This window comes from Undibacterium sp. FW305-107, from assembly GCF_058788535.1.
This window is the reverse complement of record NZ_JBYTAV010000005.1, coordinates 292,965-319,504: the sequence shown is the minus strand read 5'-3', so window position 1 is coordinate 319,504 and position 26,540 is coordinate 292,965. Positions and strand designations below refer to the sequence as shown.

Annotated in this window: 17 protein-coding genes; 14 read left to right on the top strand and 3 right to left on the bottom strand. The window is 46.8% G+C overall.

From position 1 onward, the window contains the following. Window positions 1-103 precede the first annotated feature (103 nt). The 9 genes from hmpA to AC3WQT_RS13145 all read left to right on the top strand — a co-directional run bounded on the left by hmpA (window position 104) and on the right by AC3WQT_RS13145 (window position 12,849). Window positions 104-1,321: an NO-inducible flavohemoprotein gene (gene hmpA / locus AC3WQT_RS13185; protein ID WP_492704412.1), complete on the top strand. Its 1,218-nt coding sequence runs from the start codon at window positions 104-106 to the stop codon at window positions 1,319-1,321. A gap of 116 nt (window positions 1,322-1,437) precedes the next feature. Beyond that, a complete protein-coding gene (locus AC3WQT_RS13180) occupies window positions 1,438-1,905 on the top strand; it encodes an RrF2 family transcriptional regulator (protein WP_492704411.1) in 468 nt (155 codons plus the stop codon). Window positions 1,906-2,167: 262 nt separating this feature from the next. Next, window positions 2,168-3,805: a response regulator gene (locus AC3WQT_RS13175; protein ID WP_492704410.1), complete on the top strand. Its 1,638-nt coding sequence runs from the start codon at window positions 2,168-2,170 to the stop codon at window positions 3,803-3,805. A 64-nt stretch (window positions 3,806-3,869) separates the two neighbouring features. Further along, entirely contained in the window at window positions 3,870-4,565 is a 696-nt protein-coding gene (locus AC3WQT_RS13170; RefSeq protein WP_492704409.1) for a methyltransferase, read from the top strand. A 59-nt stretch (window positions 4,566-4,624) separates the two neighbouring features. Continuing rightward, complete coding sequence (locus AC3WQT_RS13165; protein WP_492704408.1) at window positions 4,625-5,803, top strand: sulfotransferase; 1,179 nt, start codon at window positions 4,625-4,627, stop codon at window positions 5,801-5,803. After that, window positions 5,800-6,615 carry an arginase family protein gene (locus AC3WQT_RS13160; RefSeq protein WP_492704407.1) on the top strand — a complete coding sequence of 272 codons (816 nt, stop codon included), beginning with the start codon at window positions 5,800-5,802 and terminating at the stop codon, window positions 6,613-6,615. The genes AC3WQT_RS13165 and AC3WQT_RS13160 overlap by 4 nt, the downstream gene beginning before the upstream one ends. Before the next feature lie 154 nt (window positions 6,616-6,769). After that, window positions 6,770-7,810: an ABC transporter substrate-binding protein gene (locus AC3WQT_RS13155; RefSeq protein ID WP_492704406.1), complete on the top strand. Its 1,041-nt coding sequence runs from the start codon at window positions 6,770-6,772 to the stop codon at window positions 7,808-7,810. Window positions 7,811-7,819: 9 nt separating this feature from the next. Beyond that, window positions 7,820-10,342, top strand: a complete 2,523-nt coding sequence (locus AC3WQT_RS13150; protein WP_492704405.1) for a response regulator — start codon at window positions 7,820-7,822, stop codon at window positions 10,340-10,342. A 344-nt stretch (window positions 10,343-10,686) separates the two neighbouring features. Beyond that, window positions 10,687-12,849: a S46 family peptidase gene (locus tag AC3WQT_RS13145; protein WP_492704404.1), complete on the top strand. Its 2,163-nt coding sequence runs from the start codon at window positions 10,687-10,689 to the stop codon at window positions 12,847-12,849. A gap of 71 nt (window positions 12,850-12,920) precedes the next feature. Here AC3WQT_RS13145 and AC3WQT_RS13140 read toward each other — a convergent pair whose 3' ends face one another. Genes AC3WQT_RS13140 through AC3WQT_RS13130 form a run of 3 tightly spaced genes read right to left on the bottom strand, consistent with a single transcriptional unit; the run spans window position 12,921 to window position 16,420 of the window. Next, window positions 12,921-13,310, bottom strand: a complete 390-nt coding sequence (locus AC3WQT_RS13140) for a nuclear transport factor 2-like protein (protein WP_492704403.1) — start codon at window positions 13,308-13,310, stop codon at window positions 12,921-12,923. Window positions 13,311-13,337: 27 nt separating this feature from the next. Beyond that, window positions 13,338-15,467 (bottom strand): ATP-binding protein, encoded by a 2,130-nt coding sequence (locus tag AC3WQT_RS13135; protein ID WP_492704402.1) that lies wholly within the window; start codon window positions 15,465-15,467, stop codon window positions 13,338-13,340. A 35-nt stretch (window positions 15,468-15,502) separates the two neighbouring features. Beyond that, entirely contained in the window at window positions 15,503-16,420 is a 918-nt protein-coding gene (locus tag AC3WQT_RS13130; RefSeq protein ID WP_492704401.1) for a hypothetical protein, read from the bottom strand. A 925-nt stretch (window positions 16,421-17,345) separates the two neighbouring features. Between AC3WQT_RS13130 and gspK the strand changes: the two genes are divergently transcribed. The 5 genes from gspK to AC3WQT_RS13105 all read left to right on the top strand — a co-directional run bounded on the left by gspK (window position 17,346) and on the right by AC3WQT_RS13105 (window position 25,726). Then, entirely contained in the window at window positions 17,346-18,377 is a 1,032-nt protein-coding gene (gene gspK, locus AC3WQT_RS13125) for a type II secretion system minor pseudopilin GspK (protein WP_492704400.1), read from the top strand. A 131-nt stretch (window positions 18,378-18,508) separates the two neighbouring features. Then, complete coding sequence (locus tag AC3WQT_RS13120; RefSeq protein WP_492704399.1) at window positions 18,509-19,357, top strand: glycoside hydrolase family 12 protein; 849 nt, start codon at window positions 18,509-18,511, stop codon at window positions 19,355-19,357. Window positions 19,358-19,956: 599 nt separating this feature from the next. Beyond that, window positions 19,957-22,314 (top strand): GH92 family glycosyl hydrolase, encoded by a 2,358-nt coding sequence (locus AC3WQT_RS13115; protein ID WP_492704398.1) that lies wholly within the window; start codon window positions 19,957-19,959, stop codon window positions 22,312-22,314. Window positions 22,315-22,373: 59 nt separating this feature from the next. Further along, the gene (locus AC3WQT_RS13110) at window positions 22,374-24,704 is read left to right on the top strand and encodes a GH92 family glycosyl hydrolase (protein WP_492704397.1); all 2,331 of its coding nucleotides are present in this window, start codon (window positions 22,374-22,376) and stop codon (window positions 24,702-24,704) included. Window positions 24,705-25,261: 557 nt separating this feature from the next. Then, the gene (locus tag AC3WQT_RS13105; protein ID WP_492704396.1) at window positions 25,262-25,726 is read left to right on the top strand and encodes a Fur family transcriptional regulator; all 465 of its coding nucleotides are present in this window, start codon (window positions 25,262-25,264) and stop codon (window positions 25,724-25,726) included. Window positions 25,727-26,540: the final 814 nt, after the last annotated feature.

Here is a 26,540-nt window from a genome sequence, read left to right as displayed (position 1 = left end):
TGATGGCGCGGATCGTCGTTGAATTCCCTGGTTGTTTAAAGCTCTTCGTTGCTTCATTTGACTTTAAACATGTATTTATATTGCATCTATTGAATAAGTGTATATGTTAGACATTAATACGAGAAATCTAGTAAAAGCTACAGTCCCGGTATTGAAAGAACATGGAGTCACACTGACACGCCATTTTTATGCGCGCATGTTTTCTCATAATCCAGAATTGAAACCCATTTTCAATCAGGGTAACCAACAATCTGGTACCCAGCAACAAGCTTTGGCAATGGCAGTATTGGCTTATGCAGAGCACATAGATGACCCTATGGTATTGATGCCGGTATTGACACTGATCGCAAATAAGCATGTCAGTGTGGGTATCAGGGCAGAGCATTATCCTATCGTGGGTATGCATTTACTGGCTTCAATCAAAGAAGTCATGGGTGACGCTGCCAGTGATGAATTGATGGCAGCCTGGGCGGCTGCGTATGGACAACTGGCAGATGTATTGATTGCGCAAGAAGCAGCGATTTATACAAAAGCAGCCATGACGCCAGGTGGCTGGACAGGGTGGCGTAGTTTTATTGTCAGTAAAAAAGAAACTGAAAGTGAAGAGATAACATCGTTCTATTTGCGACCGGCAGATGGTGGTTCTGTACCTGATTACAAACCCGGCCAGTACATCTCTGTCAAAGTATTTGTACCTGAACTGGGTATGATGCAACCACGTCAGTACAGTCTGTCATGCGCCCCAGGGCAGGAGTATTTACGTATCTCAGTTAAGCGAGAAGCTGAACTGGCAGAAAAACCTGCAGGCCTGGTGTCTAATGTGTTGCATAGAGATTTTCACGAAGGTTCAATACTCGATGTGGCACCACCCATGGGCGATTATATCTTGCACGAAGACCGGGATACACCTGTAGTCTTGATCAGTGCAGGGGTTGGTGTCACACCAAAGTTGGCCATGCTTGAGCATTTACTCAAACAAAACACGACACGCAAAATTCGTTTCGTGCATGCTTGTCGCCATGGTGGGGTACATGCCTTCAAACAGCAAGTGCGTGCGTTGAGTGAGCAATATGCTCAAGTCAAATCGCTGACATACTATGAAGCGCCGCGCGCAGAAGACCGGCAGTCTGTAGATTACGATCAGCAAGGCAGGCTGGATCTGGAAACTGTCGCGAATGACTTCATACTTCCTGAAGCTGATTACTATGTTTGCGGGCCGCGTCCATTCATGCATGCACAAATCACCAGTTTGCAAAACCTGGGCATTGCATCCTCACGCATCCATAAAGAAGCTTTTGGCAGCGGTGGATTTGCGCACTGATTAGTTTGTCAATATGCCATAGCTCGGATTAATAAGAGCCTATGGCATTGCCTTGCTGCAGTTCTGTATTAATTGTATTAACATGCGCAGGCTATAGGGACATCAGAAAATCATTTATGCAATTAACACACTTTACCGATCTTGGCCTGCGCGTGCTCATGTATCTGAGTCACAAAGACAGGCAAGAGCCAGTGACCATTAGTGAAATTGCCACTAAATTTGCTATTTCCCGCAATCACCTTGTCAAAGTCGTGCATTTTCTGGCACAAAAAAACTGGATCATCACGACCAGAGGTAAAGGTGGCGGTATGGCACTGGCGCAAGATGTAAAAGCCTATCGCCTGGGCACCATTATTCGTGAACTGGAAGGCGGGGATGCATTGATAGACTGTGCGACTCCGCCTTGTGTGCTACGTGGCAATTGCCAGCTCAAATCAGTACTTGATCAGGCACTGACTGTATTTTATACAGCACTCGATCAATATACGCTACAAGATGCCATCGGCGGTAATACACAAGAAGCCATCATCATGTTGCATCGGTCTGGTTTTGTTGATCATGCAAAACTCAAACATCTTCTCTAATATATTCTCTGGCTCTCTAGCTGTACTGACTACTGGTGAGCGATTCTCCTGGATCGATATATCTGCTTTTCGTCTTTTAATCTTGCATTGCTTATTCCTCATTATTGTTTTTTAAAAAATGCTAATATGCTTACAAGGCTATGTAATAAGACCATGAAGCATGTTGGCATTGTGTTTTTGCAAGGACAATGATCTCCTAGCAAGAAATAGCATATTGCCGGGTCAGCGATAGATGAGCATTTAGCTAACGTCAGGAGTTCAGATGACAGCATCCCAAATGCAAGCACGCATTTTGATAGTTGATGATGAAACTGCACATTTGCAGGCATTGTGTGATTTGTTGCGCGACCACAACTATGAAACTACCGGTTTTGCAAATGGAATTGAAGCACTCGATTATCTGCGTAACAATACATTTGATTTATTGCTCACAGATTTGATGATGCCAGGTTTGGATGGCATTGCCATGGTGGAATCAGCCCGCAAAATTGACTCTGATCTGGCATGCATAGTCATGACAGGTGAAGGTAGTATTACATCAGCAGTCAAGGCCATGAAAGTCGGTGCACTCGACTACATCATTAAACCCTTCAAAATTTCAGCCATCTTGCCGGTACTTGTACGCGCCATGGAGACGCGTCAGTTACGCATGGCGAATGCCAAACTTGAACTGCAACTACGCGAACACACTGCTGAACTGTTGATCTTGAATCAAGACCTGGACCAGGCCAGGATGCAGGCAGAAATTGCCAACCGGGCAAAATCGACTTTCCTGTCGAATATGAGTCATGAGCTACGTACACCTCTGAATGCCATACTTGGTTTTGCCCAAATCCTGGCGTCGGATAGTTTGCAAACCAGCCTTGATGAGAAAAAAGAATTTGCCAAACACATAGAAGAAGCCGGGAGTCATTTGCTGACTTTGATCAACGAAATTCTCGATCTGGCAAAAGTAGAATCCGGGGCAATGAAGTTGTCTATTGAGGCCATCACTCTCGATGAGATATTTGCCGAATGCAAAACAATGATTGATCCGCTGGCTCAAAAACGTGGAATCAATGTCTGCTTTGCAGAAAATACTAATTTGCATGTCAGCGCAGACCGGATTCGACTTAAACAAGTGTTGATTAATCTGTTGTCGAACGCCATCAAATATAACCGGCAAAGCGGCACCGTCAGTGTTGCCGCACATGTGGCGGATGATAGTCATATCTGTATTCAGGTGATTGATACCGGAGTGGGCTTGAGCTCGGTTCAATTGGAAACCATTTTCCAACCTTTTAACCGCCTGGGGCGAGAGGTGTTTAATGAAGAGGGGACTGGTATAGGTCTGTCATTGGTCAAAAACCTGGTTGAAGCCATGGAGGGCAGTATAGGGATCAATAGTCAGGTTGGTGTTGGCAGCACGTTTTGGGTCAAATTTCCCGGAACTGTTGCAGGTATCCAGTACCAGCAGCCAGACACCAAAGCAATGGTCTACGAAGTTGCACCTGGCGAAAAATCAAGTACACAGAAATACCTGCTGTATGTCGAAGATAACCCCACCAATTTGAGGTTGGTGGCTGAATTGATACGTCTGCGTTCTGACCTGGTTTTGTTGACTGCAACCGATGGTTTGCTAGGGATAGAGCAAGCGCGACTGCATTTGCCAGATGTCATTTTGATGGATATTAATTTACCCGGTATAGATGGTATTGAAACAAGAAGATATTTGCTAAGTGATCCCAGGACTGCCCATATTCCAGTCATTGCGGTTACTGCGAATGCAATGCCTGCAGATCTTGAAAATGGAAAGGCAGCTGGTTTTTTCTCTTATATCACTAAGCCTATCGACATTGAGCAATTTGCATTGGCCGTAGACCTTGCTCTGGAGTTTGCCGCAAGTAAAAAACCGATTTAAAGCATCAGCATCATCGTGCTGATGAACACTTTCCCCTAGTGTTTTTATATCTGAAAGGATGGTCATGGAACAGACATCAGCAAATAGCCTTGCTCACATAGATCGGTGGCAAAAAAACAGGCAAAAGGCATTTAAGTCCATCAATCCCGAAGGGAAAGTGGTGAAATATCTGGGGAAGGAATTTTTAGTTTTCCCAGAAACTTTTTGGCCATTCACAGACAGTCAACCGCTAGTTAAGAGTTTTAAGATAAAACCCGGTGAAAGTGTATTGGATGTAGGTACAGGTTCAGGGGTCATCGCTATTTTTGCTTGCTACGGCGGTGCAAGCAAAGTCACGGCAGTTGACATTAATCCTGCTGCTATAAAAAGCGCGAAACACAATGCCAAACTGCATGGCTTTGACAAGATCATGAAAGTCAAAAAATCCAATCTCTTTCAGGCTCTTAAGGATGAGCAGTTTGATGTGATTACAGCCAATCTGCCATTTCGTGACAAACCAGCGCATGACGTGGTTGCCAGCTCACAATGGGATACTGATTTCAAGACAAATACGCAATTTTTTGCGGACGTTGGCAAGCATTTGAAGCCTGAAGGCCGTATCTATTTCGCCCAATCCAATTTTGGTGCGATTGACCAGATCAAGATATTGGCAAAAGCCGCTGGTTTTTCAGTCAGGACTCTGGCAAGCGCGGCCGCAGACAAGGCGGAGACAAAAAAATTCTATGCCTTTGTAATGAGGCGTGCAAAGAAATCGGTGTAGTGATGGACGTCATAGACGCCGTCAATAATTTGCGTCAGGTAGCTCATACTGAGCTTGCCTTGCGTGTCAAAAATGTGGCTGTAATTCTGACTTCGCCCAGGTCGGGCTCCAGCCTGCTCAAAAGTGTACTGTCGTCCCACCCCGATATAGCTTCACTTGATGGTGAAATGGAACCATTTCTTGCGCTGACAAGAAATGGTTTTTCCTTTAATGCAGATAGTGATGCTCTGAAAGTTTTGGACAATCAAGAGGCCTTGCTGGACAATATTTTTGATGACATGACTTTGCCTGTCGAGGGCAATACTGATTATTCTCTACTAAAAAGCAGATGGAAAAAACGCCTGCTTTTACAGTTTCCTGTTTTATTTACGGATGACCGGGCTTACCTTCAGCTCACACACGATCTGGATGCAGTCTTTCATGTGGCGCAAGAAAAGAAAATCCATGGCGAGGCAATGCTGCAAGACCTGATCCTGTCGCGCGTGTTTAATAGTGAAACCTGGCGACTGGACTATTACGATGGAAAAAAAAATCCTGCCGCAAGTCATTGTTTTAATGAGTCGTTTAAGCTGGAGGAGCCACCTTTCGTCATTCCCCGCCATCACCGGCGGCAATTAAGACCTGAAGATGTTGAAGACAAGATGTTGCTCTTCAAGACGCCGCCTGATGTTTATAGAATAGGTTTGTATGAGCAATTATTTCCAAATGCCCAAATCAAATATCTACATCTGACCAGGGGCTATGCACAATCAGTCAATGGCCTGATGGATGGCTGGTTATCACCAGTCGCTTTCTTTTCACGTGACGTTGAACGTATAGGCATGAGTTTGTCGATCAAGGGGTATTCAGATATTGTGGGTTTTGGCAAACGCTGGTGGAAATTTGACTTGCCGCCTAACTGGAAGGAATATATCAATGCCGACCTGGAAGATGTGTGTCTGAACCAGTGGCTATCTGCGCACCAGGCCATCATCGACAGTCAGGTGACATCTCTGCCCGTTTCATTTGAAGAATTTTTATCAGATCCCGTCGAAATCATAAAGAAAATTACCTCTTATTTAGGTTTGCAGGAAATGGGGAGTTTGCCAGTTTTTCCAGTAACGATGGCGACAGAGGCGCCTAAAATCAGACGCTGGCACAAACGGGAGAACAGTTTGCTGCGCATGGGGAAAAGAAAGGATGTGCAAATGATGATGGATGCTTTATCTTATCAAATGGATCCTGAAACTTGGCTATGAACAAGCATTTGCTCATACCGTTTTTAACGGGACAAAGAAGGGATGGCCTTGGGCGTGTCAACGATGTCAGCTCACACCCTTGGGAGATAGTGAATATCCCTGAATTCAAAGAAACATCAATTGCTGATGCGAATGAAAAATTGCGCAGGATGGGACAAATTTACGCAAGTCTTGCCGGCAAGGTTCAGCAAATTATTGAACACGGTGACAGGCCTGTTTGTATCGCCGGCGATTGTTTTTCTACATTGGCTGTGGTGACCGGCTTACAAAAAGCAGGCAAGCAACCTGACCGCATCTTGTGGCTGGATGCGCATGGCGATTTTCACACGTGGGAAACCACGCTGACCAAATATCTGGGGGGTATGCCTTTGGCCATGCTGGTCGGTAGGCGTGACAGGCGCAAAAATGAGCGTGATGCCATCGGTGCTTTTTTAAATGAAGTCGGCATCAAGGCTTACCCGGAAGAGCGAATCATACTGTCCGATGCACGTGATTTGGATCCAGGAGAGAAAGAATCGCTGGAAAGTTCAAAAATCCTCACCTGTAAAATCGATGAAATAAGTAAACATCTGTCTCCACATGAGAATATCTATCTGCATTTTGATACCGACGTGATCGATGACAGGGGTGAATTGCCTGCACTTAAATACCATGTGAAACAAGGTCCATCGCATGCGCAGATGAGGACGCTTTTTTCAGTATTGCGCCAATTCAAGTTAATTGCAGTGTCTGTTTCAGCGTGGCATGAGGAGGAGGATCTCGATAATAAAACCGCAATTGCTTGCTTAAATTTACTCGAGGAACTAGAATAAAAAACAATGTTTCATACTTGCATGATGAGAATTAACGTTGGATGATTGAGTTGTTTTGGATCTGCCTTATGTAAGTTCTGAAGCATTCGCCAAAGTTTTTACTGTTGTTGCCATGCAAAAGCGTGTGTTGGGATACTGGGAAGAGGAAATCGGCATGACAGGTATAAAGCTCAGGCAATTTTCTTACAAGTCAATTCTCATCTGGCTTGCCTGCCTGCTTTTCATCGTCCTGTTTTTGAGTTTGATCTATGTCTGGCTAATTCGTGCACCTGTTTCCAGAGCCCCACTGGAACAAGTCATTATTGCGACAAATACAGAGTATGTAGGTACCTGTTCTATCACCGCAGCCAGAGAAAAAGGATATTTCGCCAAAGAAGGGATTGTTGTACTCATCCAATCGCATTCGAGTGGCAAAGCCGCGATGGAGGCTGTAGTACAAGGGCAGGCCCATTTGGGAACAGTAGCCGATATTCCCGTCATGTTTGCTGGCCTTGATCAAAGGCCGGTAGCAGCAATTGCCACCATATTTAAAACCGATAAAGATCACGGCATTGTCGGTCGCAAAGACCGCGGCATACTTCAGCCTGCAGATCTTAAAGGCAAGCGTGTCGGTGTGACGCTTAGCAGCTCCAGTCATTTCACGCTCAGCGCTTTTTTGAACCGCCAGAAACTGTCGGTCAAAGATGTGACCATGATTAACTACAAACCAGAAGAATTTGCTGATGCGATAGAGCGCGGCGAGGTTGATGCCGTAGCGTCCTGGGAGCCATTTTTGAATACCATGATGACGCGGCTTGGGGATAATGGCGTGGTTTTTTATGGTAAAGATGTATATGAAAGTCTTTATAACGTAGTTGGTATGCGCAGTTATATTTCTGCCGAACCAGAAACGATCAACAAGGTGTTGCGTGCATTGGATCAAGGCAGCAATTACTGTAATGAGATGCCTGATGCTGCCCGCGTACTGCACGAGGCAGGTAAAAAGACCAATACCAAAGAGCAGAGGGCTGCCTGGGCGACATATCGTTTTGAAATTGGACTTGATCAGGGATTATTGCTGGCATTGGAAGACCAGGCCAGATGGGCAATTAAAAACAAGTTGACCAATAAAACTGAAGTACCCAATTACCTTGACTATATCTACCTGGACGGCATGGAAAAAGTCAAGCCATCGGCAGTGACCATCATACATTGAGATTCCAACGTGAAAATTTCAACTCGTCTGAAATTTGCGGAATTAATATCTTTAGCCATCGTGGCGATGATTGTGGTCATTTTATTGTCCACTACTTTACAAATGAAGCGGGAAATCGCCAAAAATGAGGCTGCTGGTGAATTATTGCAGGCGGTAACTTCATTGCGCTATCTGACGCTGGAATACGCATTACGTCATGATGAACGCACCAGGGCGCAGTGGCAATTGCGTAGCAATTCTTTCTCCAAACGCCTGGCCGGGGCCGAAGAGTTTACTGAGTTCGCTGACAAAGATGCCATCTCTGAATTGCGAAGTGGCAATGAAAATATAGCGCAATTATTTGCTCTACTGGTGAGTAATCACCGTGAATTGATGAAGGAGAGAGACAAAGCCGAGATACTCGAAGAATTAGAGTCGCGACTGTTGGGACAGATCACCAATAAAACGCAGGCCATGATTTCGGATGCCTTGAGTTTGTCTGAACAAAGCCGTATCGGTGCCTTGAATGCTCAGCAAAGGGCATTTAATGCTGTCATTCTGTTTGGCGGCATTGTTGTATTGGTTGTGACAGTCACTATCTATATCACGCTGCGCAGTGTCAGCCGACCCTTGGAAAAATTGCGCGAAGGAACAGCTATCGTTGGTGCCGGCAACCTGGATTTTTCCCTGCGATTTGATGCTCAGGATGAAATAGGGGACCTGGCCCGCGCCTTTGATGGCATGACAGAAAAACTCAAACTGACCACCGTTTCACGTGATGCGCTGGTTGATATCAACGAAGCCTTGCAAGCCGAGATCATAGAACGTCAGCAAATCGAGAAAAAGGCCCAGGCGCAGCTTGCACGTTTGAATTTGTTGCATCAAATTACACGTTCCATCGGTGAGCGTCAGGATTTACGCAGTATTTTTCAAGTCGTTATCCGCAGTCTGGAAGATCATCTTCCTGTCGATTTCAGTTGTGTTTGTCTTTATGATCAGGCAAAAAATCAGCTGCAGGTGACCAGCGTTGGTTTGCACAGCGAGTCTTTGGCACAAAAATTGTCCATGACCCAAAATACCCAGGTCTCTATTGATGAAAATGGCTTATCGCGTTGCGTGCGTGGTCAGTTGGTCTATGAAGCAGACATCAGTAAAGTCAACTTTCCTTTTCCGCAAAGACTGGCTGCAGGCGGTCTTAGTGCCGTGGTGATGGCACCATTAAGAGCAGAAAGTACGGTGTTTGGCGTGTTGGTCGTCGCCAAGCGCGAGGCCCACAGCTTTAATAGTGGTGAATGTGAATTTTTAAGGCAATTGAGCGAGCATGTGGCCCTGGCAGCCAATCAGGCCCAGCTCTATACTGCATTACAGCAAGCTTATGATGATTTGCGCCAGACCCAGCAGTCCATCATGCAGCAAGAACGTTTGCGTGCCCTGGGGCAGATGGCAAGTGGCATAGCACATGACATCAATAATGCAATTTCTCCCGTAGCGCTGTACACAGAATCCTTATTGGAAACAGAAAAAAATCTGAGTGTTAAAGGTAGAAATTATCTTGAGGTCATTTCACGTGCGATAGATGATGTTGCCGCCACCGTTGCCAGAATGCGGGAATTTTATCGTCAACGTGCGCCACAACTAGCTTTGTCACCTGTCGATGTGAATAGTCTGGTACAACAAGTCATCGATCTTACCCGCGCCAGGTGGAGTGATATGCCACAGCAACGTGGCATCGTAATCAGTGTACACACTGAGCTCGCCACTGATTTGCCAGACATCATGGGTGTGCATGGCGAAATCAGGGAAGCACTGACCAATTTAATTTTCAATGCGGTTGATGCCATGCCCGATGGCGGTGTACTTACTTTGCGTACCAGCGTCGAACAAGACCTGCTGGAGTCAACAAAAGAAGTCATCTTGAAACAAGTACATATTGATGTCTGTGATTCTGGTGTAGGTATGTCTGACGATACCAGGCGCCGTTGCCTGGAACCGTTCTTCACTACCAAAGGTGAGCGGGGGACAGGGCTGGGTCTGGCCATGGTGTATGGGATGATAGAACGGCATAGTGCCCATATCGACATTCTGACGGAGATTGGTAAAGGCACCACCATGCGCATGAGTTTCCTGGTGCCTACGGCAGTTAGTCCGATTGCCAGAACGCCTGCGCCTGAAGCCGTGCCCACGCACAGACGTATTCTGGTCGTTGATGATGATCCCATGGTTTTAAAGTCATTGCGTGACATACTGGAAATTGATGGTCACAGCGTACTCTCGGCTGATGGCGGGCAAGCTGGTATCAATGCATTTAATGACGCTCATGGAAAAGGTGATCCTTTCGCTGTCGTCATCACGGATCTTGGCATGCCATATATAGATGGCCGCAAGCTGGCCAGTTCAATCAAGCAAGTGTCGCCCTTGACCCCGATCATCATGTTGACTGGCTGGGGCCAGCGTCTGGTTGATGATGGCGATTCGCCTTCACATGTGGATTGTGTGCTGAGCAAACCCCCAAAATTGTCGGAGCTTCGCGAAGCACTGAGAAAAATTCTTTGACTTTGCAAAAGTGCATTAAACCTGCCTATCTTAAATTCCACATCCTCTTCATCGTATTGCGTTCGCATAAAATAAATGCATATTCAAATTGCATCTTGCAATTTTGACTGCAGACAAGCACAGCAAACTTCCACGAAAAGTAACAGGGCAGGTCAATTTGTGAGGGCAATATGCCTTTTTTTGAGTCCTTGCCTGGCGAAATTCACGCAATTGGCACTAGTTCGCACAAAATAGTGAACTTTCCCAAGGTTTTTAGGACTAAACTGTCCGCGCCTCAGGCTTACTCCAGAGGCATCATGAGGGAATAACTATTCTATATTTTCACATCTTTTTATAACAATATGATGAAAAAAACACTTACCACGCTGGCGGTCATGAGCCTATGCCAGATAGCTAGCGCAGATGAAGGCATGTGGATGCCGCAACAACTACCGCAAGTCGCCAGGCAACTGAAGGCCGATGGCTTGAAACTGGACCCGGCAACACTGACCAAATTGACGGAATTCCCTATGGGTGCCATCGTCAGCCTGGGTGGTTGCTCAGCCTCTTTCGTATCACCACAAGGTCTGGTTGCGACCAATCATCATTGCGTCTACAACAGTGTTGCTCATAATTCCAAACCAGAGCGTAACTTATTGGCCAATGGTTTTCTGGCGAACAGCCTGGAAGAAGAATTGCCAGCATCTCCTGGTTCACGCATTTTCGTGACCAAAGAAGTCAATAATGTCAGCAGCAAGATCATCGACAAAAACACTGCCAAGCTGAATGGCAAAGCCCGTGTTGATGCCATAGAAAAAAATTCAAAAGCCATCATCGCAGAATGCGAAAAAGATGCTGGTCATCGCTGCAACGTTTATCCTTACTATGGCGGCCTTGAGTATTACCTTATCAAACAACTGGAAATCAAAGACGTACGCCTGGTGCATGCTCCTCCTGAAGGTGTGGGCAAGTTTGGTGGCGATACCGATAACTGGATGTGGCCACGTCACACTGGTGACTATGGTTTTTACCGTGCCTATGTCAGCAAAGACGGCAAATCTGCCGACTACAGCAAAGACAATGTGCCTTACGTACCTAAACATTTCCTGAAGCTGGCCAAAGATAATTTGAAAGATGGCGATTTCATCATGGTGTTGGGTTATCCAGGCCGCACCAATCGTCACCGCCTGCCATCAGAAGTAGCCTACACATTTGACTGGAACTATCCAACATTTGTGAAAAGCTCAGGCGATATGCTGGCCATCATCGCTAAAGAAACCAATAGCAATCCGGATGCCAAACTTAAATATGCTGGTCAGGTTGCAGGCATCAACAACTACTACAAAAACCGTCAGGGCATGCTGGACAGTTATGCTGGCAGCGACATCCTTGCACGCAAAACCAAAGAGCATGATGATCTGAAAGCATGGATCAACAGCAATCCTGCACGCGCCAAAGAATTTGCCGGTGATATTGAGCAGGTAGAAAAACTGATTGCAGAGCGCGATACTCTGGGCAAGCGCGACTTTTATCTGGGTAGTTCTTACCCACGCTTCCTGACTACGGCACGAGCTTTGTACCGCCTGTCGAATGAATCGACCAAGGCAGATGCAGAACGTAAAGCTGGTTATCAGGTACGTGATGTGCCGCGCTTCAAGGCGACAGTCGATGCAATCGAACGCAATTATGATGAAAAAGTCGACAAGGCTTTGGTCTTGTACAACTTGAGTAAATATGCTGCACAAGCCAAGGCTGACCGTAGCGCCAATTTTGATGCCGCATTGGGCATTAAGGATGGTATGTCTGAAGCCGATCTAAAGTCCCTGCTGGACACTTTGTATGCCGGTAGCAAACTGGGTGACAAGACAGCACGCAGCGCATGGTTGACCGCAAAGCCAGAAGATTTTAAAGCCAGCAATGACAGTTTTGTCAAAGCAGCGGTGGCGATGTACGAAGGTGGCTTGAAGCGTGAAGCTGAAGATGAAGAATTAATGGGTAAAATACAGCAAGCCTATGGCAACTATATGAAGGCAAAAATCGCCTACATGAAGAGCAAAGGGCAGGCGGTATATCCTGACGCAAACAGCACCTTGCGCGTTACCTTCGGCAAAGTTACTGGCCGTGACCATGGTACTGCTGATGGCCTGGCATGGAATGCCTTCACTACAGTAAATGGTATCCCGCCAAAAGCAACAGGTACTGGCGAATTCAACGCACCGGCTGCACAATTGGCAGCAATCAAGGCCAAAGACTTCGGCAAATATGTTGATCCACAATTAAAAACAGTTCCCGTGAACTATCTGGCGACACTCGATATCACAGGGGGCAATTCGGGTTCCGCAGCATTGAATGCCAAAGGTGAATTCATCGGTCTGGCATTTGATGGCACATTGGATTCCATTATTTCTGACTGGGACTACAATAAGGCGAATTCCCGTTCCATACAAGTTGATCTGCGTTATATGCTGTGGCAGATGAAGCATGTGGATAAAGCTGACCGCCTGTTGAAGGAAATGGGTGCAGAGTAATAGAGCAGACTGCCTCAAAGTAAAAAAGCCCTGCAAATATCAATTGCAGGGCTTTTTCTTTACTGATGACATTAAAGCTCGTATTTATTACCAGCAGTAGAACGGATAGGATGCGTGTCATAGATTAAATCCAGATACTTGACTTTGTTGCTATCTGCGTCAAAAGTAAACAAGTCCATGACTTTGAATGTAATTAAAGTCCCGTCACGAACCGTCCAGTCATATTGAATATAGGCTGTCGCATGATGTTTCTTTGTGGTGCTGACAAAAATGTCGATAGGAGTGATGACATTGCGGCTGGATGCTTCAGCCAGCCTGTCAAAGAAAGGGCTCGCTGCCATTTCACCGAGGAATGGTGAAAGAACTTTGCCGTCTTCCGTGAACAAGTTTTTGATGGTGCCATAGTCAGCATCACCCAAGGCTTTCATGTAGGTTTGCAGGATGGAAATATATTCAGACACTTATGATCTCCTTTGAATTTGGGGCTGTCACAAATTTGCAGTATTCATTGACTTCAACTCCTGATCGAGTAAAAGCATGAGCTCACTTTGCTCAAATTGTTTTGCCAGTAATGGAACGGCAAACACGAACTCTGAACCATCACGCTTGACTACATAGGCTAATTGTAGACGGGAGAGTGCATGGCGCATGGTTTCAGGTTCAATGTTCAAGCCACTACTGGCAAAGAGTGTTGAAAGTGCTGATAAACTGGTTTTCTCCTTAAGCGCAGTGTGATAAACAATGATGCGATCAAGGCGACAGGAAGCTTCATCATGACTTAGCCGCCCCCAACCAGCCAAAGCGTCCTGCACAGCTTGTGAAGACAGGGCTTGCGCGACATGACGGGGCTCTATGGCACGTTCACTTGGCTGCAAGACTTCAAGACATTCCTGACACAGGATTGCAAGCAAGTTTGCTCTTTGACCGCTGGCCTCCACCAATTGATCCACCAGTTGATTGCTGGTGAAACCGAAACGCAGACGTGATAAAGGTACTGTGACCAAGTCTTTGCAAGCCTGTTGTTCTAGTCCGCCTATCGTCAATACTTCACCAAAATTACGTAGTGGCGATTGATAATCCAGTACAGCGGTAGCATATAAGTCCCAAAAACCGGCCAGCATGAACCAGCAGCGGCCTTCATCACTCAAGGCACGCAGGGCAGACAATTGCGGATAATTTTTATTGGACTCATCGCGAAAAAAAAGATCAGCCTCATCAATTAACAAGAACAGCCGTTTGCCAAGAAAATTGCTTTCAAGGTGAGAAATGATGCCCTCAATCGGGGTCGTAGCATCAAGTCCAAACTGCAATGCCATGCGTGGTGCCAGACGATGATCACGTAGGGAAATATAATGACAGACTATGTGCGGATGCCCTTGAAGACTGCGTTGAACCGCTTTTAATAGACTGCTTTTACCCAACTGGCGACCACCAACAACCAGATAATTGGATGGCTCACGGCCTATGACACGGGCAAGCAATTGTTCACGCCCAAAAAAAGCACCCGCACTGGTAATGGCTCCCCTGGTCTGATAGGGCGAAATGCGTGTTACACGCAATTGTGCCGCCAGCAGGCGCAACAATACTGTAGCCGGTTGCCTGCTGAGCAGACATTCTGTCTGGCTGGCACTATCTATCATGACGAACATATTGGCTTTATCATCGCAGTACGCTTGCAACGATGCTTGCTGAGTTTCTGTATCTGATCCTATGAGTATTAACATCACATCTGACCCGGTTTGTGCGGTCATCAGAGCGGGTATAAGAAGGTCCTCGCTAGCATCAACATAGGGAACGAAAACCAGGCATCTATCCAGTGAAACAGGTAGGTTGCTAGTGAATTGCCATTCAAAGACTTCACCAGGAAGCGTCCAGTCTTTGCTGGCTTTGCTTTGTGCCGATAAACGTGCAGCGAGGTATGCCTGCTGTTTATCTGCACCATCGTTGACGTAATTGACGGCGCGCTGCCAGGCCACAGTTGATATACCTGCTGCTTGCAATGTGGATTGCCGTCTGCCAACAAGCCGCAACAGACGATCCAGTTTGGGTAAGATGCGATAAGGTGTGCGACGTAATTTGTCTGGATGAAGTTGGGTCGGCCCCAGCAAGGGGTGGCGCAGCAATAAAAGAATAGCGACCACTGCAAATATGCATGCACAAATCAGTAGCAACATTCTGAGTGCACTGAAATTCACTTCTGCAGAAGTGATGCCATCACAATTCATAGGTAAAAATCTGGCTGGTACTGGTGGAGTGCCAGTCCTGCATTGCCAGGTATGGCTTGAAGGATTTAGTTCAAAAATCAGCTGAGTACCTGACAATGACCCCAACTCACCATGCCTGGCAATATCCACCTGCAATATATAAGGCCGTGGTGATGTGACATTGAGATGTGAGTTTGTCGTTTGTGGGGCATATTGCTGAATATCTTTTGGCCAGTCGTCGCTGGTGCTGTGCGCCTCCGATAAGGCGACACGCCATTGGATTACATCACTCCAGACTGAACCGATATTTTCTGCTGCAAGAATACCGCCACGTGTCAATGGATTCAGTTTTGGTGTGAGAAGAGCACTTGCAATAAACAATGTCAGTATAATGATGAATACGGTACGTGGCATTTTTCCTGACAAAAGCTGTAAAATTTTCTCCAGCATTATTCCAGTACCATCAGGCCAGCTTCGCGAATAATGTCGCAGCGCCAGTAAAGACGTGCCTGATCACCACTGCCGCGAACGTGGATCAGGTTCCCCCAAAACAGACGGCGTAAATCCTCGTCCTGAAGATAGGGGCGGGCTCGCCCCAAGTCATCAGAGGCTAATAGTGTGTGCAAGCGTGTCAGCGATGTCGGACTTTGCGTTAATGGCAAAAAGGTCTGCCACAGACGGGCACTGTGCGTCAGATAAATCCGTAAGGTCGAAAGATCATTTTCTTTAACGTCAGGATTGTCGATCAGCCATTGCATGCCCTCCTCAAACAGTGCAGGGTGACCGCCACACAAGGATGTCAATTCCGCTAGCCTGGATGGTGCAATGACATGCTCTGGCCAGCGTTGTTTGATGAGAATATGCAAATCTTCATTACTGGCATCAGGCCAATGGCTGACTTGTGCAATATTGAGCAAAGACAGATCGCCACTGCGGTATTTCAGGTCAGCCAGTGTTTCGCCTCCACATAGTAAAAGATGCAGGCGGCCACCATGCATTTCACTCAGGCTGCGCAGGATGCCTGCCAATGCCTCACGCAAGGCCGGTGTACCTTGCTCAAACCGGCTGACCAGGCAAAATACCCGCTCACCAGCATTCAATCTTTGTTCAAGAGCTGCTTCAAATTCATAGTCTGTACTAACATCCGAAAAACCACATTGGCGCCCAATCGCAGCAAAATACTCGCTGCTATCCGCACTGATGCTATAGGGTGGTTGTATATGCAGCGTAGCTTTTTCACCGTATTGAGCGCGCGCACGGGCAAGCAATTTTTCCCGGAATGGCGGTTGTCCCCAGTGGGCCTGTGATAGCAGTAAAGTGATGGGGTAGGGAGTAGACTGAGCCAGCCGCACAAACAGTTGATCCATGAATCCGGCAAACGGTGTTTCACTTTCCAATTCACTTTGCAGAGGAAATTCCGATTCAAGACCAGCCGTAATAAAAAAAAGATTGGTTTCAGTTTCTGTCAACCGAAGGTAACGTGCGCAAGCGTGCAGACTGTCACGTGATCTTGGACTGGGAAGCGACGTTCCATTTCTCCAGTTGTTGACTGATTCCCGGCTCAGGCCAATTTCTGCTGCAACTCCAGCTGCGCTGGCACGGATGCGGCGCATGTACTGCGATAGCAAATGAGAAAATGTGTCTGAGTGCATAGATGGTCTGTCGTAATTTGCCAATTGTGTTATTGGTCGTAGATCGTTTTTCGATGAAGCGCAATTTTAAGCTATGCAGATGCACGCCATCATTTTATCAGCGCTTTGTATGACCTGTGATACTGATACCGTCAGGTCGTGTCAACATCAACTTGACATACTGTCAGGTGACTTTCACAGGTGCGAACGGGGTAGACGATCAATATCTCGATGTAAAACAATTTTTCCCTGTCTGGCCCGCAGGTTGAGGTCGTCAAAACTGTCATCGAAATATTGCCACCTAGGATGATCGTATCCTGATATCGGTTTACGGCGCGAATGGATGCCATGGGTATTAGTGCGTCTTAATGCCCCGTCGTTCTTGCCTTTGACCCCACTTAAAGACCATCCCAGCTCTTTGGCTACCAAATAAAATCTTCTGCATGCAGGAGAAGCGTTACCGTTTCGGGAGTACCGCATAGTAGAACAGGCCAGTGATGACGCATGCACCAAAAGCTCTCACGTTCAAAGCCAAAAAAGAGTTGACATCTTTATTGGGTACCGCTACCATTTTATATAAATGGTAGCGGTACCAATCGGCTATTTAATGCATGTCCTTGAAAATAAAGAGAATTTCAGAGGTGGGGGATGAATGTCAGGCATGAGCGCTCATAAAAAAATGCCAAGCCGGGTTTGTCAAAGCATATGGGCTGCGCCGCGGCAATTGCTGCCTCAACGTGGGGTTGCCATTATTCTATCCTTGCTGCTGACAGCGCTTGCAGTGACGATAGTAAGCAGCTTGTTCTGGCCACAACAAGTTCAGTCACGGGCAGTTGAAAACCAGTTGCAGCATCATCAGGCAAATGTGGCGCTTAGAGAGTCAATTGACGACACACGCCAGATTTTGCGTCTGGATGCCATGGAGAATGGCAATGTGACCAGCCTGGTTGGGGTCTGGGCTAAACCTGTCCCTGCCATCAGGCTGGAGGAGTTGACTGGCTTTGGCGAAAACAGCGACGCTACTTTAACTGTAAGGATTGTGGATGCTCAGTCGCGTTATAACTTGACCAATCTCGCAACGGGTCGCCAGATTAATGACAGACACGTCAATAGTTACCGCCGTTTGCTGACGGCACTCAAGATGGATCCCGATCTGGCTGAGCAAACAGCAATTGCCATCGCACGCACCCAATCGCTATTGCCGGGTGCTGACGGACCATCACCAGAGATAAATATCTGGCCGGATAAGCAGCAGTTTGCCTTCATTCACATCGATGACTTGATCACAATCCCTGGATATACGCCACAAATACTAGCTGCCATCAGGGAGTTTGTGGTGCTCTTGCCCGAACCCACTTCTCTGAACGTCAATACAGCACCGCTAGTTCTGCTGTCCGCCATTACTGGAATATCACAACAAAAAGCTGCAACACTGATGATGGGGCGGCAACGACAAGCTTTACGTGATCGAACTGAAATTTCCTTACGCCTGGAAGAAGAACTGCCAGCCAAAGCCCCCATGCTTGACATCAAAAGTGACTATTTTTTGATTGAACAGCAAATCAAATTTGGTCGGATAGCATTGTCCTCACAGGCACTGGTTCATCGCAAGACAGGAGGGCGTATACCCGATGCAGAAGATAGAGACGAGGTATTGCCTACCTCTGTCCTCTGGATGCGTAAAGGCCGATAAGGACTTATGCCTCAATTCCAGGTCAATCAACGACGCTTTGGCACTATCCGTGCCCGAGGTCCCCCATATTTGCACTCACCACGAGAGACCTTGTTTATCAAATTAAAAAACTATCAAATAATGGAGACAAAATGATTAAGATGCAAAACTTCAATACAGGCAAAGTCAAGACGATCGCGGCGGGATTGGTATTCGGACTGTTGATGTGCAGTCAGGCACAAGCAGCATCCGCATCTGCCAGCCCTGCGGACGCAAGTAACAAACATATTTATGTTGGTCAGTATGATCTGTCCACAAACCTGTGGGGCGTCAGTGGCGCGGGAAGCAGTTGGTCTGAAACCATCTTTACCAATTCAACCACGACGATGGATGGGGCTGGTTATAAATGGACGGGGTTTGGTGGTGATACCAGCAGTGTTAAATCATATCCAAGCATACGGCGGGGTGCCAGCAATAGCCAAAACAACCCGGCAACCTCTGGTTTGCCTTACCTGTTTGGTAGCAATACAAAAAACGTCGATGTGCTATGGAACTTTACCACGGCCGGTTACGATGGCACGGGCAATATCACAGGTACCTATAACCATGCCATTGACGTTTTTTTTCATTCGTCCAATATCTGGAACATGAGTTATCTCAAAGGAGAAATCATGGTCATTCCCGACTCCTCAGCCAACTCGCAGACATCAGGTTGGGGCGTTAAAGACGCTACCAGTTTCGTACTGGATGGAGAAACATGGGATGTCTGGCAAGCGACCATGACTTCCAATGGCAATAGCTGGCCCGTCATGCAATTCCGAAAACGTGTTAATGCCAGGTACTTCAACAAAAACCTGAAATATTTTTTTGCAGAAGCAGCACGGAGGAGGGCGGACGTATTTAAGAGTACCTACTATGTAATGATGGTAGAGGCCGGAACGGAAGTGAAGTCTGGTTCCGGTCACTTCTACAATAAAAATTATCAGGTCAGTGTTTATTGATAAAAACAGAGCATTTCAATTTACGTGCGGGGTCTTGGGGAATTATCTATGGCACCGCACAGTACCATGTGTCTCAATTCACTGGGGCACACGTAGCATTGATCAGACATTATTCAATTCGGCCCTCTCAATAAATTGTTGTTGAAACCCATTAATTTGTTTAGTAATCAAACTAAACTAAAACATGGGGCCTGACATTGATTGACCGGCTTTTCCAGACAAAGTTACCATCAGATATCGTTTTTACAGCAATTTTCTGATTTTGTTTAGCAATTCACGACGACTTTGTTTTGCTTTTTTATGTGGTGGGCATATCCATGCGTACTTTAACCGAGGCCGCAGGCTTTTCAGTGAAAACAGTCTCGCGCACATTGAAAAACCAGACTGGCTTGACCGCAGTGACGTGTGCACTCGTACTTGATAAGAACTGGAAACAAACGCTTAGGGGGCTCAGTGCTACCCTCGCGCGTTCTGCAATGAGAAAAACTGGAGCCAATTCTTGAAGTGCAATTGGTTGTAAGGGGCAATGGTGTTCAAGCGGTTTAACAAAACCTGTCGTCAGATTAAGCCTTCACCTTAATATCATTTCTGGAAAAAACATGCGCCGTTCGATAATTTCGTTTGCTTCGATTGCTGTATTTTGCACCTCCCAATCGCATGCAAAGGCTGGGACTGATCTTGTAGCTGAAGTCAATCCAATGATAGGCACAACAAACCTGGGCAACACTTTTCCAGGGACAGTCATGCCTTTTGGGATGTTCAGTTTCAGTCCCGAGACCAGCAAAGGCGAAAAAAACAAGGCGGCAGCTCCAGGTGGATACTTGTACGAGGCCAGGAAAATACGAGGCTTCAGCCTGACGCATTTGTCAGGCACAGGTTGCCGTGGTGCCAGCGGTGATATACCTTTTATGCCAGTCACGACAGAGCTGAGCACCTCGCCTTCGCTAGACAGCAAGGATGAGCATTATGCCAGCCGCTATTCCCATTTAAATGAAACAGTACAAGCTGGTTATTACAAAGTACGCATGGAAAATGGAGTACAAACTGAATTAAGTGCCAGCCTGCGTGCAGGCATCGCACGCTTTGCTTATCCATCACAGGGTAAGGCAGCGATTTTGATACGCAATTCAGATTCACAGTTAGGCAGTTTTGCGGCTAATTTGAAAATTGATACTGAGACTAATACCGTCAGCGGTTCGGTCAGCAGCGGCAATTTTTGTGGATATCTGCATCCTGTGACGCGCCGGCCTTATTACACGGTTCATTTTGTAGCCCGCTTTAATCAAAAATTTTCCGCAACCGCAACTTGGCAAAACGAGAAAATCATTCCCAATGGTATAGCGGCAGAAGGTGCGACCGAGTTGGATGATAAAGGTTTTCCGCAACTCAACAAAGGCTCAGGTGCCTGGATAGATTTTGGTAATGCCAGAAATGTTGAAGCACGTATTGGTATTTCCTATGTCAGCGTAGCAAACGCTGCAGAAAATCTGAATGCAGAAATATCTGCAGAAAAATCTCTGGAGGCGGTTGTAAAAGATAACCGCAAGGCATGGAATCAGCAATTGGCTAAAATTGATGTGGCAGGTGGCGACAAAGATCAGCGCACGATTTTCTATACTGCCTTGTACCACTCCTTATTGCATCCGAATCTCTTTAGCGATGTAAATGGTGAATATGCAGGTTTTGATCAAAAGACGCATAAAGTAACGGCTCCCCAATTGGCGCAATATGCCAATTTTTCAGGCTGGGATATTTATCGTTCACAAGTGCAGTTGATAGCCTTGATCGAGCCAAAAATCGCCAGTGACATAGCACAGTCTTTATTGAACCAGGCTCAGCAAAACAATGGCGTGTGGGACCGTTGGACGCATAACAATGGTGCCACTGGCGTCATGAACGGTGATCCTGCTACTGCCTCGGTTGCCAGCATGTACGCATTTGGTGCGCGTGATTTTGATGTGGCTACGGCTTTTACTTCACTCGCTAAAACGGCGCGCACCCCAACCAGGCTGGATTTATCCAAGGATGGTTGTCCTGTCATGTGTGTAGGGCAAAGACCCGGTCTGGATCAGTGGATAAAGTATGGCTACATGCCACAATCAGCGCCAGGCTGGGGCATGGTATCTGATGCACTGGAATATGCAAGTGCCGACTTTGCGCTGGCCTCATTCGCTGAAAAATTGGGTGATCAGACTGCCAAGAAAGAATTCCTGGCACGCGCACAAAACTGGAAAAATCACTTCAATCCCGCCACTGGCTATCTGCAGGAACGCAAACAGGATGGTCAGTTTGTCACAGCGTTTGACCCGGCCTCAGACGAGGGTATGGTAGAGGGTAGTGGCGCACAGTATCTTTGGATGGTGCCATTCAATGCGGACGGCTTGATCAGGACTTTGGGCGGTGTTGAAAAATCCACGCAGCGACTGGATAAATTTTTCAAGAATGAGCAAGGCGCATGGACGCTGACTGTCTCTGGTCCACATCATTCAGAAATGGATAATGAACCCTCCATCGGAGCAGCCTGGCTATACTCTTATGCCTCACAACCCTGGAAAACCCAGGAAGTGGTACGCGAAGTACTAGGGCAGCTTTGGCACAATCGCCCGGATGGCATACCTGGCAACGATGATCTGGGTCAGATGTCTGCATGGTATGTATGGGCAGCGATGGGCTTGTATCCACAATACCCGGGCCGGGCGGAATTACTGATTGCCAGTCCAACTTTCAAGAAGATCGTGGTTCAACGAAAACAAGGGCTGCTGACCATCAATGCAGATCAGACTGGCATGCAATTTAAATACGTGCAAAGCCTGACATTGAACGGCAAATCATTGACGAAATCGTGGCTCGATGAAACTGCTTTGGACGGCAAGCTGAACCTGGATTTTAAACTTGGCAAGCAAGCCAATAAAAAGTGGGCCATCAAGCCGGGTGAATTGCCACCATCATTTGAGTAAATTTAATTCAGGCAGTTGCTGTATCCGTAGTTTTAAAAGAATCCACTGAAAAGGTATATATGATGTTTCGTATTTGCGGGCTAATTTTCCTGGGCGTGCTCATCGCCAGCAGCGTTGATGCCGCTCCAGCCAATAGTTCACGTCCGGTTGATGCAGTCAATGTATTCATAGGTACTGGTGGCGATGGTCATACCTTCCCGGGAGCGACACGTCCTTTTGGTATGGTGCAATTAAGCCCCGATACGCAGGTACGGCATTTTCGTCAAAGTTATCCCTGGGCGGCTGGCTATCGCTATGAAGATGATTCCATGCTTGGCTTCTCGCATACGCATTTTTCTGGCACCGGCCATTCTGATCTGGGTGACGTGTTGTTGATGCCCTATAGCGGCGACACCAAACTCGAGCCAGGCTATCCAGAGCGACCTTTCAGCGGTTATCGTTCACGTTTCAGTCACAAGGAAGAGCGTGCCGAGCCTGGTTATTATGCAGTCAAATTGCTGGACCATGAGATTGATGTCGAATTGACGGCGAGTGACAGGGTAGGCATGCATCGCTATCGCTTTGCCAAAGGTGAAGCCGCAAAGCTGATCGTCGATTTACGCAGTAGTATTTACGATTACAAAACAAAAAACTTGTGGTCCAGCATGCGTGTACGCAAAGACGGCATCATTACCGGTATGCGTGAAACCCGTGGCTGGGCGGCAGGCCGCCAGGTTTATTTTGCGATGCAATTTTCACGGCCATTATTGGCGCGTGAAATCCATAACCGCGAAGATGCAGTCGAATACCGTGGCTTTACCGGGCCAGGCAGTGGTCCTCAGGATAAAGCTAAAATTGAAGGCAAGGCGCTGGTTGCGGCGCTGGATTTTGGTGTTCCCAGCGACCAAACTCTGATGGTCAAAGTGGCGATTTCGGCTGTCAGTGAAGATGGTGCGATTGCAAACCTGTCTGAAATGCAGAACTGGGATTTTGCTGCGCAGCGCGCCAAATCGAAACAGGCCTGGGACGAGGCTTTGTCAGCAGTCAGCATTGAGGCAAAACCCGAGATGCGCACCAAGGCATACACCGCCTTGTACCACAGTATGATGGGCCCCAGTTTGTTTATGGATGTGGATGGCCGCTACCGTGGGCCGGATAATCAGGTCCATCAGGCTGATGGCTTCCGTTTCCATTCCACCTTTTCTTTATGGGACACCTACCGTGCGCTCCATCCCTTGCTAACCTTGATACAGCCCGCGCAGCGCAATGCTGATTTTGTGCGATCACTACTGGCATCGCAACAACATAGCCCTGAAGGGATACTGCCGGTATGGCAATTTCATGGTCTGGAAACCTGGTGCATGATAGGTTATCACGCTGTACCCGTGATAGCAGATGCTTATATGAAGGGCATTCCTGGTTTTGATGCAGATAGCGCATTGAATGCAATGATAGCCAGTGCTGAATATGGTCCTTATGGCGGCTTGAAGCATTATATGAAACTGGGCTATGTGCCAACCGACCTGGAACCAGAAGCAGCATCCAAAACCGTCGAATATGCTTTTGATGACTGGACCATTGCGCGTATGGCCGAGAAAATGGGCAAAGCTGATATCGCGAAAAAATATTATGCCCGTGCCCAGAATTTTCGTAATGTGTTTGACACCAAGACTGGTTTCATCCGTGCGCGTAAATCGAATGGTGAATTCCGTGTCCCTTTTGACCCAGCCGTGTCCAACTTTGGCAGTGATTATACCGAAGGCAGTGCATGGCAATATTCATGGTATATGCCGCATGATAATGCCGGCCTGATTAGCATGCTGGGAGGAGATGCTGCTGCCATCTCAAAAATCGACCAGGTATTCGATGCTAAAGTGGATCACAAAGTCTATGCCCATATGGAAGATATTTCTGGTTTGATAGGACATTATGCACATGGTAATGAGCCTTCGCATCATGTCGCTTATTTATATAATTACTTCGGCGCACCATGGAAGACGCAACAACGCTTGCAGCAAATCATGCAAAGCCAGTATCAGGCTAAGCCTGATGGACTGTCTGGTAACGATGATCTTGGTCAGATGTCTGCGTGGTTCGCTTTCACGAGCTTTGGTTTTTATCCAGTAGCACCAGGTAGTAATGAATACATACTTGGCCGCCCGTTCCTGGATAAAACGACGCTGCAATTACCGAATGGCAAACAGTTCACCATACGCGCCCAGAATTTGAGTGATGCCCATCCCTATGTGGCAAGCATCAGTTTGAATGGGAAAAAGCTGGATCAAAACTATCTGCGCCATGAGCAAATCATGGCTGGTGGCGAGCTGGTGTTTGTCATGCAGGCTGAGCCAAACAAGAAGTGGGGCAATTCTAAAGATGCTCGGCCCTATACACAAACACCGTACCAATGAAATCGATGATGAACAAATCAGCGTACACGGCCCTTGTTTTGCGATGCAGGTCACAAGGCCATGTGGAACATTAGTATAGGCAGCGTCAATAGTCATCTTGGTGATGAAGTGCATTGTGATTATTATGTGAGTACGCCAGTATGAAAACCGAGATTCATGCAGTCCGCGCTATGGTGCCTTTCATATCTTCATGTCTGGCATTATTCCCGCCTGTTTTCACCGAAACCCGCTTTGGAATTTTGTAAAGTAGTCTGTTATTCGCGTTGATGTTCCGTTTTTGATCAGGCACCTTGGTTGTATATATGCTTACAGCATTGTTTTATTGGATGCAAAGTTTTTTTGCATCCAATTTGCCGCTGTTTTTACCCCGAAAGTGATTGTATAAATTCATAGAATTCATTGCGATCAAAGAAGGGGTGTCATGAAATATAAAATTACAAACATTATCCTTGCAAGCGATAATGAGAATCATTATTATTTGTTTGTTGTTATGCTTACTGTCATAGCTGAAAAGCTTAGGCAATTGCATACTCTATAAACATGTTTAAATGATAAAAATGGAAAAGAAAATTAGACTCAACTCGATGACTTCGGGGGAGATACCGGGTCTGGCAGAACAGTTACAACGTGCAGGACTGCGCCCAACAGTTGGCAGAGTCGGGATGCTGGCTGCGATTATTCAGATTGGGGACGGCTATCATTACCCGGAAGATATTTTGCGGGAATTACTAAGGCAGGGCCGGTTAGGCAGCATTACAACCATTTATAGGGTGCTTGCAGATTTAACTTCCATCAATTTTCTGCAACGCTCTTTTGATGTCGATGGCAAAGCAAAGTATCGATTAACTCATGCAAATATTGCAACTGAAGAGATATGCCTGTTTTGTGAGCAGTCTGGCCGTAGCGTTACGGTCCATGAAAGTGAACTCCGGGCCAAATTAGATCAACTTGTGCGTCAACATGGCATGGAAACGTCATCGTCACCCTTATTGATACGGGTGAATGTAGCAGCAAAAGCTTGAGAGTTCCGGGCATAAATAAGGTGAAGTCATATACTTCTGCATTGCTATGCTGATTGTGCTTTGGATGCTGGTGGCGCGGCATTAACAAATTTCAATAATGTACTGCCTCAATTTCATCAGATCAGGGATAGTGCTATATCTGAAAGCAAGATGTACCGCAGCTATTAAACCAAAGCTGTTGATTTGTACTGAAATTTGCCCCACTTTTCTAAATACTATGCATTTCACTAGAACTCATTTCATAAATAGGATGAGTGCGAACAAGACGATTTGGGATGCAGTGCAAGGCCTAAGATGTGTACCCTGTGAAGCTAAGGCCGGTGTCTTAGCGAGGGCGAGGTAACAAACTGCACGCTGCAATGCGCCCAAATCGTCAATTCGCTAAGGGTTTGCCTCATAACGCGTGCTGGACTGCAGGTTTTGACAATTCGACTCGTGATCAATAGCACCGCTATTGACTGCCTCGTCCCCTTGCAGGGCACATGTGCGCTTGCAAGCGCACATCGTACGCAGGCGTGCATCATGCTGCACGAATTCCCTGCTTTACCCTTGCCAGCCCACGTTATGAGGCAAACGCATCTCAACATATTTATGAAATGAGTTCTAGTTTAGTGCGCAATTTGGCTGACCTTAAAGGGCAGGAAAAAGGAATGATCGCCGTGGCATTGCCAGAATTCATTCGATACTGGCACATTAGTGACCAGATTTCATTACAGACGATCGCCAGACGACCGGGCCCGCGCTCTGAAGTCACAGAACCAGCCTATGCGTGGTAACAACAAACATCATTGATAAATATGAGCCACAACTTTCA